This is a genomic window from Rhodococcus sp. IEGM 1318, from assembly GCF_033142465.1.
GTDB lineage: Bacteria > Actinomycetota > Actinomycetes > Mycobacteriales > Mycobacteriaceae > Rhodococcus_F > Rhodococcus_F qingshengii_B.
This window is the reverse complement of sequence record NZ_JAWLSC010000008.1, coordinates 1-17,616: the sequence shown is the minus strand read 5'-3', so window position 1 is coordinate 17,616 and position 17,616 is coordinate 1. Positions and strand designations below refer to the sequence as shown.

18 protein-coding genes and 1 pseudogene are annotated in these 17,616 nt (G+C 62.3%); 16 read left to right on the top strand and 3 right to left on the bottom strand.

Going from position 1 to position 17,616, the window contains the following annotated elements:
• Nucleotides 1-100 precede the first annotated feature (100 nt).
• The gene (gene dapB, locus R4P65_RS19000) at nucleotides 101-865 is read left to right on the top strand and encodes a 4-hydroxy-tetrahydrodipicolinate reductase (protein WP_283303887.1); all 765 of its coding nucleotides are present in this window, start codon (nucleotides 101-103) and stop codon (nucleotides 863-865) included.
• Nucleotides 862-1,326, top strand: coding sequence for a hypothetical protein (locus tag R4P65_RS18995; RefSeq protein ID WP_020907483.1), 465 nt, complete (start codon nucleotides 862-864; stop codon nucleotides 1,324-1,326). Before dapB ends, R4P65_RS18995 begins: the two co-directional genes overlap by 4 nt.
• A gap of 34 nt (nucleotides 1,327-1,360) precedes the next feature.
• Here the strand turns inward: R4P65_RS18995 and R4P65_RS18990 are convergent, their stop codons facing one another.
• Both R4P65_RS18990 and R4P65_RS18985 read right to left on the bottom strand, forming a co-directional pair.
• Nucleotides 1,361-2,017 (bottom strand): DUF3105 domain-containing protein, encoded by a 657-nt coding sequence (locus R4P65_RS18990; RefSeq protein WP_317827706.1) that lies wholly within the window; start codon nucleotides 2,015-2,017, stop codon nucleotides 1,361-1,363.
• A gap of 48 nt (nucleotides 2,018-2,065) precedes the next feature.
• Nucleotides 2,066-3,013 (bottom strand): hypothetical protein, encoded by a 948-nt coding sequence (locus R4P65_RS18985; RefSeq protein ID WP_317827915.1) that lies wholly within the window; start codon nucleotides 3,011-3,013, stop codon nucleotides 2,066-2,068.
• 348 nt (nucleotides 3,014-3,361) lie between these two features.
• Between R4P65_RS18985 and R4P65_RS18980 the strand changes: the two genes are divergently transcribed.
• On the top strand, nucleotides 3,362-3,934 hold the full coding sequence (locus R4P65_RS18980) for a hypothetical protein (protein ID WP_317827705.1): 573 nt from the start codon (nucleotides 3,362-3,364) through the stop codon (nucleotides 3,932-3,934).
• 826 nt (nucleotides 3,935-4,760) lie between these two features.
• Nucleotides 4,761-4,856 carry a helix-turn-helix domain-containing protein gene (locus tag R4P65_RS18975; RefSeq protein WP_317827704.1) on the top strand — a complete coding sequence of 32 codons (96 nt, stop codon included), beginning with the start codon at nucleotides 4,761-4,763 and terminating at the stop codon, nucleotides 4,854-4,856.
• Nucleotides 4,857-4,930: 74 nt separating this feature from the next.
• Here R4P65_RS18975 and R4P65_RS18970 read toward each other — a convergent pair whose 3' ends face one another.
• Complete coding sequence (locus R4P65_RS18970; RefSeq protein ID WP_317827703.1) at nucleotides 4,931-6,157, bottom strand: MFS transporter; 1,227 nt, start codon at nucleotides 6,155-6,157, stop codon at nucleotides 4,931-4,933.
• A 648-nt stretch (nucleotides 6,158-6,805) separates the two neighbouring features.
• Here R4P65_RS18970 and R4P65_RS18965 point away from each other — a divergent pair.
• The 12 genes and pseudogenes from R4P65_RS18965 to R4P65_RS18910 all read left to right on the top strand — a co-directional run.
• Complete coding sequence (locus R4P65_RS18965; RefSeq protein WP_317827702.1) at nucleotides 6,806-7,066, top strand: Fic family protein; 261 nt, start codon at nucleotides 6,806-6,808, stop codon at nucleotides 7,064-7,066.
• A 284-nt stretch (nucleotides 7,067-7,350) separates the two neighbouring features.
• Entirely contained in the window at nucleotides 7,351-7,950 is a 600-nt protein-coding gene (locus R4P65_RS18960) for a helix-turn-helix domain-containing protein (RefSeq protein WP_317827701.1), read from the top strand.
• Nucleotides 7,951-8,074: 124 nt separating this feature from the next.
• Nucleotides 8,075-9,376, top strand: coding sequence for an MFS transporter (locus tag R4P65_RS18955; RefSeq protein WP_073513707.1), 1,302 nt, complete (start codon nucleotides 8,075-8,077; stop codon nucleotides 9,374-9,376).
• Nucleotides 9,377-9,385: 9 nt separating this feature from the next.
• Complete coding sequence (locus R4P65_RS18950; protein WP_317827700.1) at nucleotides 9,386-10,750, top strand: FAD-dependent oxidoreductase; 1,365 nt, start codon at nucleotides 9,386-9,388, stop codon at nucleotides 10,748-10,750.
• The gene (locus tag R4P65_RS18945) at nucleotides 10,747-11,982 is read left to right on the top strand and encodes a CoA transferase (RefSeq protein ID WP_317827699.1); all 1,236 of its coding nucleotides are present in this window, start codon (nucleotides 10,747-10,749) and stop codon (nucleotides 11,980-11,982) included. The genes R4P65_RS18950 and R4P65_RS18945 overlap by 4 nt, the downstream gene beginning before the upstream one ends.
• Entirely contained in the window at nucleotides 11,979-12,782 is an 804-nt protein-coding gene (locus R4P65_RS18940; protein WP_317827698.1) for an enoyl-CoA hydratase-related protein, read from the top strand. The genes R4P65_RS18945 and R4P65_RS18940 overlap by 4 nt, the downstream gene beginning before the upstream one ends.
• A gap of 83 nt (nucleotides 12,783-12,865) precedes the next feature.
• A complete protein-coding gene (locus R4P65_RS18935; RefSeq protein WP_317827697.1) occupies nucleotides 12,866-13,798 on the top strand; it encodes a dihydrodipicolinate synthase family protein in 933 nt (310 codons plus the stop codon).
• Nucleotides 13,798-14,571, top strand: coding sequence for an SDR family oxidoreductase (locus R4P65_RS18930; RefSeq protein WP_317827696.1), 774 nt, complete (start codon nucleotides 13,798-13,800; stop codon nucleotides 14,569-14,571). Before R4P65_RS18935 ends, R4P65_RS18930 begins: the two co-directional genes overlap by 1 nt.
• A gap of 24 nt (nucleotides 14,572-14,595) precedes the next feature.
• The gene (locus R4P65_RS18925; RefSeq protein WP_317827695.1) at nucleotides 14,596-16,047 is read left to right on the top strand and encodes an aldehyde dehydrogenase family protein; all 1,452 of its coding nucleotides are present in this window, start codon (nucleotides 14,596-14,598) and stop codon (nucleotides 16,045-16,047) included.
• 3 nt (nucleotides 16,048-16,050) lie between these two features.
• Entirely contained in the window at nucleotides 16,051-16,386 is a 336-nt protein-coding gene (gene fdxA, locus R4P65_RS18920; RefSeq protein WP_317827694.1) for a ferredoxin, read from the top strand.
• A gap of 478 nt (nucleotides 16,387-16,864) precedes the next feature.
• Nucleotides 16,865-17,116: pseudogene (locus tag R4P65_RS18915) on the top strand (DUF389 domain-containing protein); the annotation flags it as partial.
• A gap of 197 nt (nucleotides 17,117-17,313) precedes the next feature.
• On the top strand, nucleotides 17,314-17,616 hold a 303-nt coding region (locus R4P65_RS18910), incomplete at its 3' end, for an AAA family ATPase (RefSeq protein WP_317827693.1).

Sequence of the window (17,616 nt, the reverse complement as noted above, 5' to 3'; positions counted from 1 at the left end):
CGTCCAGTGTGCCAGTGGTGACATGACTCCTGCCCGACTGATGGTGAGCGTATCGGCGCGATTGCGTAGGCTTCACCTCAAACAATGCATCGGACGGAGCGTGGAAGACGTGAGTGCAGCACCCATCAGGGTCGGGGTTCTGGGAGCCAAGGGCAAGGTCGGTCGAGCGATCTGCGAGGCAGTGGAGGCTGCTCCCGATCTGGAACTTGTTGCGCAGGTCGACACCGGTGATCGCATCGAGACGTTTGTCGACACCCGCACCCAGGTAGTGGTCGACTTCACTCACCCCGACGTCGTCATGGGAAATCTGGAATTCCTCGTGGCCAACGGAATTCACGCTGTGATCGGCACCACCGGCTTCGACGAGTCCCGGCTCGCGACTGTGCAGTCCTGGCTCGACGCCCAGCCGGCAACGGGTGTTCTGATCGCGCCCAACTTCGCCATCGGCGCGGTGCTGTTGATGCGTTTCTCGGCTGCGGCGGCGCGCTTCTTCGATTCCGTCGAGGTCATCGAACTTCACCATCCCAACAAGGCCGACGCGCCTTCGGGCACCGCATACCGAACGGCCGCGATGATTGCCGAGGCTCGCGCGGAAGCAGGCGTCGGACGCAGTCCTGACGCCACCACGACCGAACTCGAGGGTGCGCGTGGAGCCGACGTCGACGGCGTCCGGGTTCACTCCGTGCGCATGGCCGGCCTGGTTGCGCATCAGGAAGTGATTCTCGGAACGCAGGGCGAGACGCTGACCATTCGCCACGACTCGATCGACCGGAATTCATTCGCGCCGGGCGTTCTGCTCGGTGTTCGTCAGATCGGGTCGCATCCGGGTCTGACCGTCGGTATCGATTCCTTCCTCGATCTATGAACAAGACCACCCGCACCCTCGCGCTGATCGTTGCGATCTGTATCGCGCTCGCGGTGTACTTCGTGCTGCTCGGTCAGCGCGGAATCCAGCTGATCCAGGACGGCGGCGGCGCCGCAATCGGTCTCGGGATCGGAGTGTTGATCCTGCCGTTCCTGGGGCTGTGGCTCGTCATCGCCACGCTCCGTGCGGGGTTCACACACCAGCGTCTCGCGCAGCAGATCCACGACGAAGGCCTGGCTGTCGACGCCTCTTCGCTTCCGAAATTGCCTTCGGGTCGGATCGAGCGAGCGGCCGCCGACGAGTTGTTCGCCCAGATCAAGGTCGACTGGGAAGCAGATCCGGACAACTGGAAGCAGAACTTCCGACTCGCTCGCGCCTACGACTACGCCGGTGACCGAAGCCGTGCGCGGGAAACCATGCGCCGGGCAGTTGAACTGGAACGTCGTTCGCGAGGCAAGTAGTTTTCTCTCCTGCGACCAGGGGATCGGTGAGGTGCTAGCGCTCCGGAACCGTTGTGGGAGAAGAAGGATCCGGAGTGGTGGGGTCGAATGGCGGCGGGTTGTTCGGGTCGAAGCTCGTTACCGGCACCGAACACGTCGCGCCCACTTCGGGATACGTGTTCGGATTGACCCGCAATGCCGAGAGGAATTGATCGACGCGGGCGTCCTCCGCGTTGTCGAGCTTGAGTTGACGGCCCCATGACTGCAGCGAGATCGGCGAATCCAGGGTCGGGTACGGCGACATCAATGTGTAGCTCATGCCCTCGACTTGCTGCGCCAAGCGGGCCTGATCCTCGCCCGAGACGAGGTCGGGGTTGTACGTGATCCACACAGCTCCGTGCTCGAGAGAATGGACCGCATTCTCGGTCCGAATCGCTTGCGGATAAACAACTCCGGCGCAGTTGGCCCAGACCGAATCATGACGCCCGCCGAAGGGCGGTGAATGTGTGTACGCCACACGTTCGTTCGGGCGTACGTGTTGAGCGGCTGGGTAGTCGACCGCGACAACTCCGTCGATGGCTTCGGACGGATCCGGATTGTCGACGCTCGGAACAAACGCGTCAGGACGAGGTGTTCCTTCGACGGAATTCGCGCACGAAGCCACCGCGAGAACTGCCGAGATCGCCACTGTCGCTCGAAGTTGTTTGTTCACTCGGCCATGATAGCGGCACCCGATCGCTTTGCCTGGGACGTGTTTCGACTACGAGCCGAGAGAGCCGCTCGATCCGCCCGACAGTGCGATGTCACTGGCGCCGCGAAGAATTCGCAGCGGCGGCAACGGCCCTTGGTATGCCTCGGAACCGCTGATCAGATCACCGGCAGCGTCGAACGCGATCGCTTCACCTTGTGGCTCGTCGGGAAGGGGAACACGAATCGGTTTGGTGGTCAACGCTTTCGCGACATCACCATCGGGAGCTGAATACAGGTAGACGTCCGTGTACGTGCGAAGCGCTACCACTGTGCCGTCCTTGCTCACGGCGCCGCCCGTGACTGCCATCGTCCCGGCATGAGGAACCGGCCCACCGGAAGTGAGGGTGGGCGTCATCCTCAGCTGGCCCACTTCGGCCAACGTGGTCGGCGATGCCGTACTCAGATCTTGAACATGCTGTCGCTCAGCGGTTGTGTAGACGACGCTTGCGCCGAAGTAGTCCTTGGTGACGATGACGGGAAGCCCGTCGCTCTGGATCAACAGTGTCTCGGCGTCGTGCGCCCCGTCCGGATAAACCAGGGGGTAGGAGGTTGCAGTGCCTGAAGCCGGATCGAGTTCGATCAGACCGATCGACGTTCGCATCGCGTTGTTGTCGCCAATGTCTGCCAGCCACAGATGGCCGTCAGGAGCCGACGAGAGATCCTCGACATCGACGCGAGGGGTGCCCACATTGATCCAGCGCTGAACGTGGCAGTTCGAATCGAGTTGGGCGACGCGATCGTCAGAGCCGCTGTCGCCGATTGCGTACATTCCGGCCGCGGTGACGGTGAGTCCGGACAGCTCCGAAAGGCCCGCATCGGTGGGTGTGCACAGAGCGTCGAAGACGCGCGAGGCCTGTTTCGCCGCTACCGGAGCAGCGTGAACACCAGCGACTGTGGCGGCGAGAACAACTGAGCCGGCAGCCGCGAAGATCGAGTGGGCAAGCGCGCGATTCCACATCACAATGGAGTCCTCCGGGCCGAAGAATCGGGACTTAGTACCCAGAGAATACTGGACGTCCGTCTCGCAGAAGTCACCCGTTGCCCTGACCAAACGCCGCCCACGCGGCTAGAAGCCGCCGCAAGCGCGCCGGCCACTGAAACGCGTTGTCGGCGCGGGTGTTAGGTATCCGGCGATAATTCGACCACGATCGTCGACCCGAACGAACTTGTCGCCCAAACGAGCTGGTGGTGCACCCTCACCAGGAAGCCCCGCGAGGAAGGCCCCGAGATCCGACTCGTCGTAGTCGCGGAAGATGTTGTCGCACGGATCATCTCCGACCCATCCTGGACACACCCCGAACTGCACATGATCGCGTCCGCCGCGCACGAGCTACTCCGTCTGCGGTCGAATACACCGACGCTGCCGATTGACGATTGCACCGACCAACTCGCCCGAGCACAGGCAGAGTCGGACAGAAGGCATGTCGTTGCTGCACAAGCAGAAGCTGCACTCGTCGACCGGATCGCTGCGCTACGCGCCTACGAAGAAGCCGCCCTGACGCCGATCGGGGCCGCCCTGAACAATCTGCAGGCAGTGACCGAGCTAGCGGCGGGGGGAGGGGACGTGGACCGAGTCTTCAGGCAGATCACCGGCTCCGAATACGCCACCGGCCACACCACTGCCATGCGAGACGGCATCGACGACGTCCGAGCCGGGCTCGACGCCCCAGGTCACCTACCTCGACAGTCTCATCGGCCCGCACCGCAACGCCTGAACACACGACCAAGCGGACAGCGCACAAACGGTCTGCTGCGACACCACTTCGTGATGCCTTGCCCTCTAAGGGAGTCTGGTTGCGTCAGTCAGTGGTCGGGAGGTGGCTCAGGTGAGGATCGAAGGGTTCTCTCGCGTGCGAGGTACTGGCAGACCGCAGGTTGAGAGAGAGAAAAGCGTTTCATTAATTCTGGGACGGAAGATTCATGCCGCTCGTACAGGTCGAGCATCTCCGCTTGCTGCTCCTGAGTGAGTTTCGGCTTGCGTCCTTTGAACGCAGCCGAGGCTTTCCGCTGGGCAACACTCTCGTGCAGCCGCAACCGCGGTAGACCGGACTCGAACTGCGCGAACGTCGTCGACAGCATTGAGAACACGGTCTCCCCGATCGGGTCCTTCGGATCGTGCACGACACCGTCGAACATCAACAGCACGTCCCGACGCGACAAATCAGAGGTGATATCTGGTAGCCCACGGGCATTCTGATGACCCAGACCGGATGCGCTTGCAACAGGTAGTCGTGTTCACCCAAAACTTCGAGTTCTTTCACCAGTGGTCCAACCGGTTTGATCGCCTCCCCCTTCCCGATGGTGAAGCCGGGCAAGCCGCGATCCTTTGTTCAGCTCGAGCTTCGCTCGCGAATCGAAGAGTTGCCCGTCGGTAACCGTCGGACACACTTTCAAGGAGTTGGTCTGCTCCGCCTAGCTGGCCCTCCACGGAACACCATTGGTTGCAGCGGAACCCGACGCCCAACATCGATCAGTAGATTTTCTCCCACTTCATGCTCGCAGGAGTGCGAACACGTCGCTCAGGCAACCCATAGCCACATTGCTACCTCCAACGCCTCTTACTCCTGGCCATTATTGAAATCCGTCCACTACGCGTATAGATAAAGGAACGCACCACGGCGGGACTCTCCGCGGCTCGTGATCGAGGCCGCGTCGGAGGCCGGCCATCCTCGCTGACTGCAGCGGAGAAACGGCAGGCCAACACGATGCGGGGCGACGGCGTATCCACGACCGAGATCGCCGAAGTGCTGAACGTCGCCCGCAGCACTCTGTATCGAAACCTCGCAACGAAAAGGATCTGAATCGCTCGCTGGAGGCTCAAACGCGGGAACTGTACGACAACGGTTCCAACCCCTGGCTAGCGCTCGTTTCGAGGTCAGAGATCGCGCGCCGAGTGCCGCAGCGGCGAGAACGCCAGTGCGCCTGCTGCGATGGCGAACACAATGGTGACGCCGATCAGGGTGGGGCATTCGCCGATCGCGCCGACCAACAGGCCTGCTATCACGGCACCGAGTGCGGCCATGGTGCGGTTGACGGAACGTCGGGCGGCATTCACGCGCCCGAGAAGCTCATCGGGGGTGAGTGCTTGCCAATAGCCCATCTCGTTCGCGTTCTCGGCGCCTGCCGCCAAGCCTTGCAGGCCCAGTGCTGCGAAGAGCAGCACATGGCCGACACCTGTGTCCGTCGCGAAGGCCACGAGAAGCCAAGTGACGGGGTATACCGTGCGGGCGAGGATGATTGCGCGTCCTGATCCGATGCGCATTCCGAGCGCGTGAGCGCAGGATGTGCCGAGGAGGCTGGCGACACCGAAAGTCGTCAGCAGCAAGCCGTATGTGTAGGCGCTGAACCCGAGTGAGCGGAGGGCGAAGAGCGACAGCACAGTCAATGCAGCTCCGTTGGCGAGGAACCACACGTGTGTTGATAGTGCGAGTGGGTTGAGGGTGCGGTGGCGGTAGGTGAATCTCAGACCGTCGCGTACTTCGTTTATCAGGTTGCGGGAGCGAGCAGCGGGTCGTGGCTCGTCGACATCGAGACCGGAATTGAGTGCGGCATCAGCGAGGTAGCTGATTGCGTCGACGGCGATCACGACGGGAGCGCCGAGTAGGCCTACGAGTGCGCCTCCGACCGTTGGTCCCAATGTTGTTGCTGCTGCGTCGGCTTGGTCGAGTCGAGCGTTTGCTTGCACCAGTTGGCTGCGTGGAACCAGCCGGGGCAACAAGGACTGCATCGCGGCGAAGCCGAACACCGAGAAGGAGCCGAACAAGAGCAACACGATGACCAGAACCCAGATGTGCAGAAGGCCGGCGAGCCACAGGAGCGGGACGGCACCGAGTGCTACCGCTCGACCGATGCTGGCCCACACGAGGATTGGCTTGCGTCGCCACCGGTCGACGTAGACCCCCGCGAACAATCCGAGCACCGCATAGGGGATGAACTGAGCTGCGTTCACCACACCGACTTCGAAGGGTGTCGCGTCTAGAAGTTGCACGACCAGAATGGGCATCGCCACCGCTGTCACCGACGAGCCGGCCGAACTGATCACCGCGGCTGTGAGGAAGCGGCGAAACGATGAACGATTGACTGTCGGAGAAACGTCACTCATCGTTTCCATCCACGACGCCACACAGCCGAATTCACCAGTCTGTCCCGCTCATGAAGGGGACTGTAGTCGAGCACTCCCGATATCGGTGCTGAGCCCGAGACGGCTGTTGGCCTTGCGAAGTTGATAGAAGCACTCGACAAGGTGACAGGGGAGCAACACTGCCGACTCGCAAGAAGGCGTCAACATGACCGAAATAGCTACTCCCACAAGCTTTGTCGTGATACGTCGCACCAAAGGACGCGGCGGATACGAGAACAGGTGCTTCACCCCTTACGTCCAAGACAACGGCGGCCGCTACTGCCTGCGAGGACCGATGGTCCAGTCCGACGCGGAGTGGCGCGAGAACAACACGAACAGCGCAACGGAGTCCGAAATGTTGTTTGGCAGGTCAAGTGGACTGCGCGCATTTGTATCCACGCAGCGTCGTGCTCGTGACCGGGTGTATATCGAAGTGTCTACCGTTTCCGCTAGATCGACAGCAGTGCCGGGACGCAGATGCCGAAGCCTGCATTCAGGAGCGCAGTCACGAGGACGATCCCTGTGGCAAGTGCGGTCATTTCAAGGTTTCCTGTGCTGGTGCGAGCACGTTCTAGTTTCCGATGACTGTGAAAGGTTCCGGAGCTGCGTTGTCGGATGTCCAGTTCGTGAGTGCTCGGCGGAATTGCCAAAGACAACTTCCCCCAAGGACTCCCGAAAGACCGCGCCGTAGACCGACTGGCCTACCATTGGGGCGAAACCACCGTCCTGCACCCGTTCCGAGACGGAAACTCCCGCACGCAACGAGTCTTCTTCGACGAACTCCTCAAATCCTCCGGCTGGACCATCGACTGGCAGAAAGTCCACGCCTCCGCAGTACAAGCAGCCCGCTACGTCGCGATGGAAGCAACCCGCGGGCCTCGGAGAATGTAGACAGCCAGGAGCTCAGCGAATAGGCAAGCGCGTTGTGGGTCCCCGTTGCGGGTAGTCAGGTCAAGGGCTGGATGACCGTCTCAGTGGAACTGCTTGGCGTGGGATTGCTTCATTAAGCCAGGTTCCGCGCGTGAGTTCGATTCGTTTTTTACGTGTTTACTGCCCTGCGGATATCCGCAACCGAGGGGATTCAGCCTGTGGTTCTGCGAGTTTCACAAAATCGTTGACTTAGTAAATTTTTTCAGTATATTAAACGTAAGGCACATCACAGGAAGGACGTTTTAATGACGCTTGATGCTACATCGCCAGCTGTCATGAAGTCCCTCCTCGTTAGTGTCGGAATCCAGGTCAAGTCATTGCGCAAGGAGCGGGGCCTCACGCTCTCGCAACTTTCTGAACTCACGGGGCTGAGCCCCGCAATTGTGAGCCAGATTGAACGCGGACTAGCGAACCCATCATTTACTACACTCGCTCAGCTCGCCCACGGACTGGGGATCCCAGTTGGACGGTTCTTCCCTACCCAAGAAGAATCCACGTCCCCGGTCGTACGGAAGAATGAACGGCGCAACCTCAAAGGAACTGCGCGCGAGTCCGACGGGGGAGAGGTCTACGAACTCCTGACCCCCAATCTCAACGGATCCTTGGAGGTGCACTGGATTGTCAGCCCTCCAGGGTCCGACACCAGCGCTACCCCCTTCCGCCACGGCGGAGAAGAATTCGGTGTTGTGCTCTCCGGGAAGAAGGACGTCTACCTCGACGGAGAGTTGTACGTTCTCGAGGCCGGCGACTCGATCACCTATGCCTCCGATGTCCCCCATTGGTACATGAATCCATACGACGAAGCCTGCGTCTCCATCTGGGTGAATACTCCACCCACCTGGTAATAGTTCGCTACACCTAGCAGGCGTTTCCCCTCACTGATTGGCTCTAAACCGTTGTGCATTGTGCCCACCGGTTCCTCAGTCGATCCTTCATGCGCTCTGAAAGCGCAAGTGAAAGAAGGAAATCATGGTAGAAACCGTTGTCTCCCCAGCGGCAAAACGCAACACATCACGCTTCTCTTCCGAGGTTCGCCGAGGCCTGTTCGGGCTCGGACTCGGCAACGCCCTCGAATGGTACGACTGGATGATCTTCGGTCTCTTGTCGGCGTTCATTGGGCCAAGTTTCTTCCCCTCGCACGATCCTGTTACTGCAACCCTCGGCGCCCTGGCTGTGTTTGCGGTGGGGTTCGCGTTCCGCCCTCTTGGCGGCATCCTGCTCGGCACCCTTGCCGACCAAATCGGCCGCCGGCGCGTGATGCTCCTGTCGATCATGATGATGGCAGCTACAACATTGGTCATCGCACTCACTCCCACCTACGCACAGATCGGTCCATGGGCAGGAGTCATCCTGCTGCTGTGCCGCGTTGTTCAGGGCATTTCGGCCGGTATCGAGGCTCCACTGTCCACTGCACACGCTCTGGAACTGGCGCCGGAAGGCCGCGAAGGTGCCGTCGCCGGCATCATGACGTTCTACGTCAACATCGGCGTCTTGCTCGCCTCGATGGTCAGCTTCTTCTGCAGCCTGGCTCTCAGCGGTGATGAGATGACCGCGTGGGGTTGGCGCATCCCGTTCATCATCGGGGCAGTCTTCGGGTTCGTGGTTCTCTATCTGCGCCGCACGCTCCCGGAAACGATGAAGCCGGAAGAGCTGGCGGAAACGACGACGAAGTCTGTTTGGGCCGGTGTACGCAAGAACTGGCTGAGCGTTCTCGCCATCGTCTTTGTTGTCGGTGCGGTCCAGGCCTACAGCTACGCTTGGACCACCGGCCTGCCCAGCGCCGCACGCAGCGGCTTCAAGGAAAATCCGACTTCGGTCTTTGCCGTGACCACGATTCTTGGCGTGATCATGGTGGCCGGTAGCTGGATCATTGGAAAGCTCGTTGACGGCCGATCCATGTCGCGTTGGTTCATCGTGACGCGGATACTCGCGGTCCCTTCCGTTTTCCTCATGCTGGCATACACCGAGCCCGGCATCGGAGGATTTGCCGTGGTGCTTCTGGGCGGTTCGGTCGTGCTCGTACTGAACCTGACCCTCTACAACGTGGTCTCCAGCTCCCTGATGCCCAAGGCTTCACGTGGTGCCGGCGTATCACTGGGCTACGGCGTCGGCGTCGCTCTCTTCGGAGGCACCGCTTCCTATCTTTTGGTGTGGCTGCAATCCGTCGGTGCTTCATGGCTTTTCCCGGTCTATGTGGCAGTTCTCCTCATTCTCAGCATCGTCTTCTACATTCTTGCCCGCCGTGCCAACGGCCTCTACATCGGAAAGTGAAGAACCACAATGACTGCACTAGACCTTCGAGTCACCCCCGCTACCTTGAAAGCACCCGTAGTTTCGCGCTCCGACGTCATCGTCGTGGGCGGTGGACCCGCCGGTGTGTCCGCCGCGGTCACCGCCGCGCGTTCCGGCGCCAAGGTCACGCTGCTGGAGAGGTACTCATATCTCGGCGGGCTCGCCTCCGGCGGCATGGTCCTGGTACTCGATGACATGGTCAACGGGTCGGAAATCTCCGTCACGGGCATCGTCTCCGAGTACATCGAACGCATGGACCGGCTTGGCCTCGTGGTGGTTGCACCGAAGGAAGACCGCTACGCATCGCGCGAAACCTGGAACAAGTGGGGCCGGTACGGTCTTTTCGACTTCCATTCGCATGTTCAGCCAAAGCCGATCTGCTATGCGGCGGCGTTTGACCCCGATGGTTGGAAGCGGGTCTCGAATGACCTGGTGCGGGAAGCCGGAGTCGACTTGCGTCTCCACGCCTGGTTCAGCCAGCCCGTCGTTGAGAACGGCGTGATGAAGGGCGTGATCTGCGAATCCAAGGCCGGCCCGCAGGCTTACCTCGCCGACATCGTCATCGACACCACTGGCGACATCGACGTTGCCTCCCGCGCGGGCGCCAGCCACATCCAGGACAGCTACCTGACCACCCTGGTGTTCCGGCTCGGTGGCGTGGACACGGATGCCGCGGAGCACTTCGAACAGGAAAACCCCAAGGAAGCACGCGCCATAAACCGCATCATCAAGCGCCTGCTCGGCGGAGCCTGGGAACTGTGGTGGCTGAAGACCCCGCTGCCCGGCGTGGTCTGGTGCAACGCTCCGCACATGACTGGCTACAACGGCGTTGACCCCGTCGATCTCACCCGCGCCGAGTTGGCGGCCCGCGACCGGATCGCCGAGGCTGCGTCCTATGTGCGGGAGAACTTGCCGGGCTTCGAGAACAGCTACATCGTCGATGCCGCACCACAGATCGGTGTGCGCCAAACGCGACTGCTGCAGGGCGAATACGTGATGACCAAGGACGATGTCACCACCCGCCGCCACTTCGCGGACTCGGTAGCACGCGGTCGCGACTACTACTACCCGTACCGCTCATTACTTCCCAAGGAAGTCGACCAGCTGCTCGTCGCGGGCCGCCACTACTCGGCGACTCCCGACGCCCAGAAGTCCTCGCGGGAAATCCCCCCGTGCATGGCCATGGGGCAGGCAGTCGGCGTGGCCGCAGCCATCGCGCTGGACAAGAACCTCCTGGTCCGGGATATTTCCGCAACCGACATTCAGGCAGGCATGAAATTGCACGGAGCCGACCCCGGCGACGTTCCTGCCACGAACGCAACCATCGACGCCCCCGAGGAGGCACTGGTATGAGTATCACCGACACCCGTCCGAATGACCTGAGCGAACCAGGGGCAACGGCCCTGCCGCTCCCGCTGGCCGGGATCACCGTTGTTGACTTCACCCAGGTCTTCATGGGGCCAAGTGCCACCCAGATGCTCGGGGACTTCGGCGCCGACATCATCAAGATCGAGCGCCCGGGCCTCGGCGACATCGCCCGCAACTCCTTCCCGGACAAGGACGGGCAGGACAACCCGATCTTCCTCTCGATCAACCGGAACAAGCGCAGCCTCTCGATCGACACCCGGGAGGAGGAAGGCCGCGCGGTACTGCGACGCATCATCGCCGAGGCCGACGTAGTGGTCAGCAACTTCCGCCACGGTGTCATTGAGCGCATGGGCTTCGGCTACGAGGAACTCTCGCGTGAAAACCGCGGCCTGATCTGGGCTTCCGGCACAGGATTCGGCAGCGAAGGGCCGTACGCACACAAGGGCGGGCAGGATGCGATTGCGCAGGCCTATTCCGGAGTGATGTGGCGCCGCGAATCGCCCGAGATCCCCCTGTCCATGTACCCCACGACCCTCTGCGACTACACCACCGGAATGCACCTGGCCCAGGGGATCCTGCTCGCCCTGCGCACCCGCGACCTCACGGGCCAGGGCCAGAAAGTGGAAGTCACGATGTACGACTCGATGCTGCACATGCAGATGCAGGAGGCCTGCATGCAGCTTAACCGCGGCTACGAGGTCAACTGGGCCGAAATGCCGTTGAGCGGGGTCTTCGAAACCACCGACGGCGCCCTGTGCCTGGTCGGCGGATTCACCCAAAACCCGTTGCACCATCTGTCCCGGGCACTGGACCTCGAGGACGACCTCAGCGAGCGCCCCGAGTACGCAACGCTTGAACAGCAGTTCGCCCAAAGGCCGTCGCTGCAGAAGATCTTCGCCGCGAAGTTTGCCACCAACACCACCGCGTACTGGTGCCAACGGCTGGAGGATGAAGGGCTGCTCAACGCCCCGGTCAATTCCCTTGAACAGACGCTCGCGGATCCACAGACCGCCGCCAACAACATGATCGTCGAGGCCGAGCACCCGGTGGTCGGCACCGTGAAGATGTTGAACGCGCCGATCAGGCTTTCTGCCAACCCGCCCGAGGTGCGCCGGGCCGCACCCCAACTCGGCGAACACAACGTCGAGATCCTGCGTGAGTACGGCGTGGACGACGCGACCATCGAAAAGCTGCGCGCGGACGGGGTACTGCGATGAGCACGCCATGCGAGACGCGCGACGGCGTGAGCTTCGAAGTCGCCAACCACATCGCCCGGGTGACGATCGACCGGCCCCAGGTGCTCAACGCGGTGGACGGACCCGCCTTCGGCCGACTCAACGAGATCTGGGATCGCATCGAGGCGGACAGCGATGTCCGCGTGGTCGTGGTGACCGGCGCGGGGGACCGCGCATTCAGCGTGGGGGCAGACATGACCCCCTCCGCGGTCGCCAAGACCGGCCTGGAGTACTGGGCAGACATGGATCCCAACGGGTTCGGCGGCCTCAGCCTGCGCAACACCCTCGACGTGCCGGTCATCGCCCGGGTCAACGGCTACGCGCTTGGCGGCGGCATGGAAATTGTGCTCGGTGCGGACATCGTTGTTGCCGCCGACCACGCCCGTCTGGGGCTCACGGAACCCAACGTCGGGCGGCTCGCACTTGACGGCGGGATCGCGCTTCTGGTTCGCAAGATTCCGCACAACGTGGCCATGGGCATGCTGCTCACCGGCCGCAAGGCCAGCGCGCAGGAGCTGCACAGTCACGGGCTTGTCAACGAGGTTGTCCCGTACGCCGAACTCGACGAAGCCGTCGAACGCTGGGTCCAGCAGATCCTGCGCTGCGCACCCACCTCGGTTCGTGCCGTCAAGCAGATGGTGACCCGCACCGAGCACCTCTCGGCACGCGACGCCCGTGCGCTCCTGGTGCCGGCACTCACCGACGCACTCATGAGCAAGGAGCAGGAAGAGGGAGTCCTGGCCTTCCAGGAGAGGCGGGAACCGGTTTGGAGCGGCCGCTAGGCCGGAAACCGCGCGTCGAAGCAACCAAACGAAGCAAGCAAGTGAAGCAACCACCGGAACGTTGCACACCAAGGAGTTTGAACATGACCACGAAGCGCACGGAAGGGCTCGTCCCCGGGGTCTGGGGAATCGTTGCCACCCCGTTCCAGGGAAGTACCTTCGACATCGACGAGGAAAGCCTTGCCACTCTCGTCGAACACTACGAACGAATCGGGGCGACAGGCCTCGCCGTGCTCGGCGTCTTTGGAGAGGCTGCAAGCCTCACCGCCATCGAGCGCGAGACCGTGATGGAGGTCGTGGTCGAGAGCACGACGCTGCCGCTGGTCGTCGGGGTGGCGAGCCTGCACACACGCCCCGCGCTTGAGGAATCCCGGCTGGCGTTGGAAACCGTGGGGGACCGGCTTGCTGCCGTGATGGTGCAGATCAACTCGGCGCGACCGAACCTCGTGGTGGACCACCTGACGGCAATCCATGACACCGTCGGCGTCAAGATCGTGTTGCAGGACTACCCGGCGGTGAGCGGGGTATCGGTGTCCAGCGCATCCGTCGCCGCCATTGTGCGGGCCTGCCCGTTCGTCATTGCGGTCAAGTCGGAGGCCCCGCCCACCAACCTTGCGATCGCGGAGCTCCGCGAATCCGTTGAGGTCCCGGTCTTTGGCGGGTTGGGCGGACAGAATTTGCTTGACGAGCTGCTCTCGGGCGCCGCGGGCGCGATGACCGGTTTCTCCTACCCGGAGGGACTGATCGCGTGCGTCGAAGCCTGGCAGAGCGGCGGTTTCGAAGCCGCACACGAGGCGCTGGCCCCGTACCTGCCGCTCATCAATTTTGAGCAGCAGCCCCGCATTGCCCTCGCCGTGCGCAAGGAGCTGCTGCGCCAGCGGGGCTTCATCAAGGAGTCCGGAGCCCGCCTTCCCGCTGCGGCGTTCCCGGAGATCCTGCACGGTTCGCTTGTCACGCACCGGGAAGCCCTCGAGCGCGATCTGCTGCAGACTTCTTCAGCACCCGTGGAGGCATAGTGGACCTCGGAGTGGAAGGACGCGTCGCCCTCGTTGCGGCATCGACCGGCGGCCTCGGGCTTGCGGTCGCCACGTCCCTGGCAGCTGAGGGTGCACGCGTGGTGGTCACCGGGCGCGATCTTGAACGTGCCCGGTCCGTGGCCGCGACACTGCCCGGCGCCACCGCCTTCCACCTGGACCTCGGCGTCCCGGGTGCGCCTGCGGAAACCGTTGACCGGGTCACCGCGGAGCTGGGTTCTGTCGAGATACTCGTGACGAACGGGCCCGGCCCCAAGCCAAAGCCCGCAAGCGACACGAGCGCCGAAGACCTTTCCGAAGCAATCGACGGACTGCTGCTGCCCCAACAGCGGCTGATTGCCTCGGTGCTGCCCGGCATGGTCAAGCGCGGCTGGGGTCGCATCCTCGCCATCGGATCGAGCGGGATCACTGCGCCCCTGCCAAACCTCGTGCTGTCCAACGTCGGGCGCTCGGCGCTCGCCGCCTACATCAAGACTCTTGCCGCCGAACAAGCCCACCAGGGAGTCACGGCAAACCTGCTGCTGCCCGGCCGCATCAACACCGATCGCGTCGATGCACTTGACGCGGCGGCCGCGGCACGGCGGGACACCGACCTACAAACGGTGCGCGCCGAATCGTTCGCGGCAATACCTGCGGGCCGCTACGGCCGCCCAGAAGAATTCGGCGCCGCGGCTGCCTTCCTCTGCAGCGACTCCGCCTCCTACATCACGGGGGTTGCGCTGCGCTGCGACGGCGGACTTGTCCGCTCCCTCTAACCTGACACGGCATTGGAGAACACCATGACCAGCACCCTCGAAGCCACAGCCATCGCCCAAAACCTCATCGGTGGTGAATGGGCCGGAACCTCGGATTTTGAACGCATGAATCCGGCCCGCACCGGCCAGATCGCCTCCGTCTCACCAAGTTCCACGGTCGAAACCCTGAGTAACGCCATCGGCGCCGCAAGCGCCGCGCAACGCAAATGGGCGGCGCTCCCCATGCCGGCCCGCGGCGCAATCCTCATGGCCGCCGGAGAGATCCTCCGAGGCCGGATTGGCATCGTTGCCGCCGACCTTGTCCGCGAAGAAGGGAAGACCCTCGCCGAGGCCACGGGCGAGGTGAATCGTGCCATCGATGTGTTGCGCTTCTTCGGTTCACTCGGGTGGGCCGCAAGCGGCGATGTGTTGCCCAGCGGGTTGCCGGGAACGAGCATCCACACGCGCCGCGAGCCGCTCGGGGTGGTGGGGCTTATTACGCCATGGAACTTCCCGATCGCCATCCCGGCATGGAAGATGGCCCCCGCGCTCCTGGCCGGCAACTCCGTGGTGCTCAAGCCGGCAGAGCTCACGCCGATGTCGGCAACACACCTGGCCATGGCGCTCATGGATGCCGGTCTGCCCGAAGGCGTACTCAACGTCGTCCACGGCAAGGGACGGGTCATCGGGGAGGCGCTGGCCAAGGACAAGCGCATTGCCGCACTCTCGTTCACGGGATCAACAAACGTGGGTCTCGGTCTGCACCGCGCGCTGAGCGAACGCCGCGCCCGCGTGCAGCTAGAGATGGGTGGCAAGAATGGTGTGCTTGTCCTTGACGATGCATCCCCGTGTGGCGCGGCACAAGTGATCGCGGCCGGCGGTTTCGGCCTCACGGGCCAGGCCTGCACCGCCACTTCCCGCGTCTACGCGACCCCCGGCATTTTCCCTGCACTGCTCGACGAGCTCGCGGGCCTGGCACGCAACTATGTCCCGGGTGATGGCCTTGATCCGGCGACCACCATGGGCGTGGTGGTGAGCGAACAACAGCTGGCAACGGACATCGCTGCCGTTGAAGGTGCGACCCGGCGTGGTGCGCGCGTGGTGCAGGGTGGCCGCTCAAACGGCCAGGCCTTTGAAGCGACGGTGATCACCAATGTTTCCAACGACGACCCCGTCGTTACCGACGAGATCTTCGGCCCCGTGGTCGCGGTTCTTGAAGTCCCCGACTACGAGGAGGGGCTTGCCCAGATCAACAACTCATCCTATGGACTCACCGCAGGCATCTGCACCGACAGCCTCGCTCGATCAACCGACTTCACCCAGCGCGCCCAAGCCGGGGTCGTCAAGGTCAACCGACCCACTGCGGGGTTGGATCTGAACGTACCGTTCGGCGGGATCGGGGATTCATCGACAAACACCTTCCGGGAACAGGGCCACACTGCGCTGGAGTTCTTCTCCTGGGGCAAGACCATCTATACGGGTGTCGAGGAGCTGTGAAAAATGGCCTACGTCATTGCACTTCCCTGTGTGGATGTCCTGGACCGGTCGTGTGTCGAGGCCTGTCCCGTTGACTGCATTTATGAAGGTGAGCGATCAATGTACATCCACCCGGGGGAGTGCATCGACTGTGGGGCCTGCGAATCGGTTTGTCCTGTCGAAGCAATCTATTTTGACGAGGATCTGCCTGACATCTGGGCTGGCTATGCCAGCGCGAATGCCGAGTTCTTCACTGACATAGGTTCTCCCAAGGGTGCGGCAGCTCTGGGGCCAGTGTCCTTTGATGCAGCTCTCGTTGCAGCACTTCCCCTGCAAGAAGTAGCTGCTCATCAGGCATAGGAGTATCCCTATCTCCTAGTTCAGATTAGGGCGGATAGCCCGTTCCAACCATGCAGGATCTGGTTAGAACGGGCTCGTCGAGCAACTGCCTCGCCGTGGAGCGCCCACGGCGAAGCCCATGAGCCTGCGCAGCTGGATTCTTGCTTCGTGTGGCTGCCGATGACCTCAATGAGAACTGTTCGGCACTATCGTCACAAAAAGGTTCGAAAATGGCGTTCCGCCGCTGAATTGCCCGAATTCTGGCTGGTCGCTTCCTATCTCTGAAGCGTCGTGCTTCTTCTTGATGTGACCAGTTGGCTTCGGCTTCCGCGATCTTGAGTTTGCGGACAAGCGTCGGTAATCGTTCTTCGACCGTGGTGGCGTCGGTATCTCTGAGCGAAACGATGTCCTGGTCTTCCCAGGTCTTGGTGAGCGTCACTTCCAATTTTCGGACGCTTGGAAATACTTGTTCGCAGTCGTTCTCTCAGCTCGGGTGTAGTCCTCCACCTCTACTGTCCTGGTGGGCGTCTTCATCTCGGTAACGACGGTGCCAGCTGCGGGGCTGGCCGTCGTCGCGGTCTTCGCGGGGAAGTGGAATGTCGTGCTGAGCTCAATTGCTCAACTCGGTGTCAATCTGATTGGCATTGTGCTCGCTGGAGTGTTTGTGCTGCTGCTGTTTTCGTTGCCGCGGTCCGGTCGTCAATGGAAGTCAGTCACACGCCGGGAGGCCAGCCTGGGCAAAGCGCCGTAGGCAAGCAATTCCCAGAGCCGCCGGACCTGGACTCCCAAGGCTTTTGACGAATAGCCGTCTTCCCGATGGACGCGAACGTCCGGAGAAGCAAACGCCGCTACAAACAGATTCCGCCTGCGAGCCCCATACTTGGATTTCGAACTTCTCGTCTTCGCTCAAGCCTTAACCCGCCCGAACTAGCGCATGTTCTGACGCTCGTGGAAGGCGCCGGCGGAGTTCTGGTCAGTCTCGGTCTGGGCGGATTCTCGGTGCGCGATGTAGCGGTGAAACTGTCGGCACCCGCCATCCTGGTGGTTGTGTCAGGATTGGGCACGTTCAACCACAGTGCCTTGAGTATCGAATCGTTGGTGAGTGCGGGTGTGCGGTTCGTCGGGTTGGTGATCGGGTCCTGGCCGCAGAATTCCGGCTTGGTTGAGTGGGTAGTCGCGACGACTTCGTGTCGGTCTCCGGTGTGCTGTTGCTCGGCTCGAGGCCGGCTGGGATCGACGTTGTGGTTTCCG

What these genes read in the sequence shown, in the direction of transcription:
- R4P65_RS18995 (WP_020907483.1), top strand. Translation starts at nt 862, where the DNA reads ATGAACAAGACCACCCGCACCCTCGCGCTGATCGTTGCGATCTGTATC.
- R4P65_RS18985 (WP_317827915.1), bottom strand. Translation starts at nt 3,013, where the DNA reads ATGTGGAATCGCGCGCTTGCCCACTCGATCTTCGCGGCTGCCGGCTCA.
- R4P65_RS18980 (WP_317827705.1), top strand. Translation starts at nt 3,362, where the DNA reads ATGATCGCGTCCGCCGCGCACGAGCTACTCCGTCTGCGGTCGAATACA.
- R4P65_RS18975 (WP_317827704.1), top strand. Translation starts at nt 4,761, where the DNA reads ATGCGGGGCGACGGCGTATCCACGACCGAGATCGCCGAAGTGCTGAAC.
- R4P65_RS18970 (WP_317827703.1), bottom strand. Translation starts at nt 6,157, where the DNA reads ATGAGTGACGTTTCTCCGACAGTCAATCGTTCATCGTTTCGCCGCTTC.
- R4P65_RS18960 (WP_317827701.1), top strand. Translation starts at nt 7,351, where the DNA reads ATGACGCTTGATGCTACATCGCCAGCTGTCATGAAGTCCCTCCTCGTT.
- R4P65_RS18955 (WP_073513707.1), top strand. Translation starts at nt 8,075, where the DNA reads ATGGTAGAAACCGTTGTCTCCCCAGCGGCAAAACGCAACACATCACGC.
- R4P65_RS18950 (WP_317827700.1), top strand. Translation starts at nt 9,386, where the DNA reads ATGACTGCACTAGACCTTCGAGTCACCCCCGCTACCTTGAAAGCACCC.
- R4P65_RS18945 (WP_317827699.1), top strand. Translation starts at nt 10,747, where the DNA reads ATGAGTATCACCGACACCCGTCCGAATGACCTGAGCGAACCAGGGGCA.
- R4P65_RS18940 (WP_317827698.1), top strand. Translation starts at nt 11,979, where the DNA reads ATGAGCACGCCATGCGAGACGCGCGACGGCGTGAGCTTCGAAGTCGCC.
- R4P65_RS18935 (WP_317827697.1), top strand. Translation starts at nt 12,866, where the DNA reads ATGACCACGAAGCGCACGGAAGGGCTCGTCCCCGGGGTCTGGGGAATC.
- R4P65_RS18925 (WP_317827695.1), top strand. Translation starts at nt 14,596, where the DNA reads ATGACCAGCACCCTCGAAGCCACAGCCATCGCCCAAAACCTCATCGGT.
- fdxA (WP_317827694.1), top strand. Translation starts at nt 16,051, where the DNA reads ATGGCCTACGTCATTGCACTTCCCTGTGTGGATGTCCTGGACCGGTCG.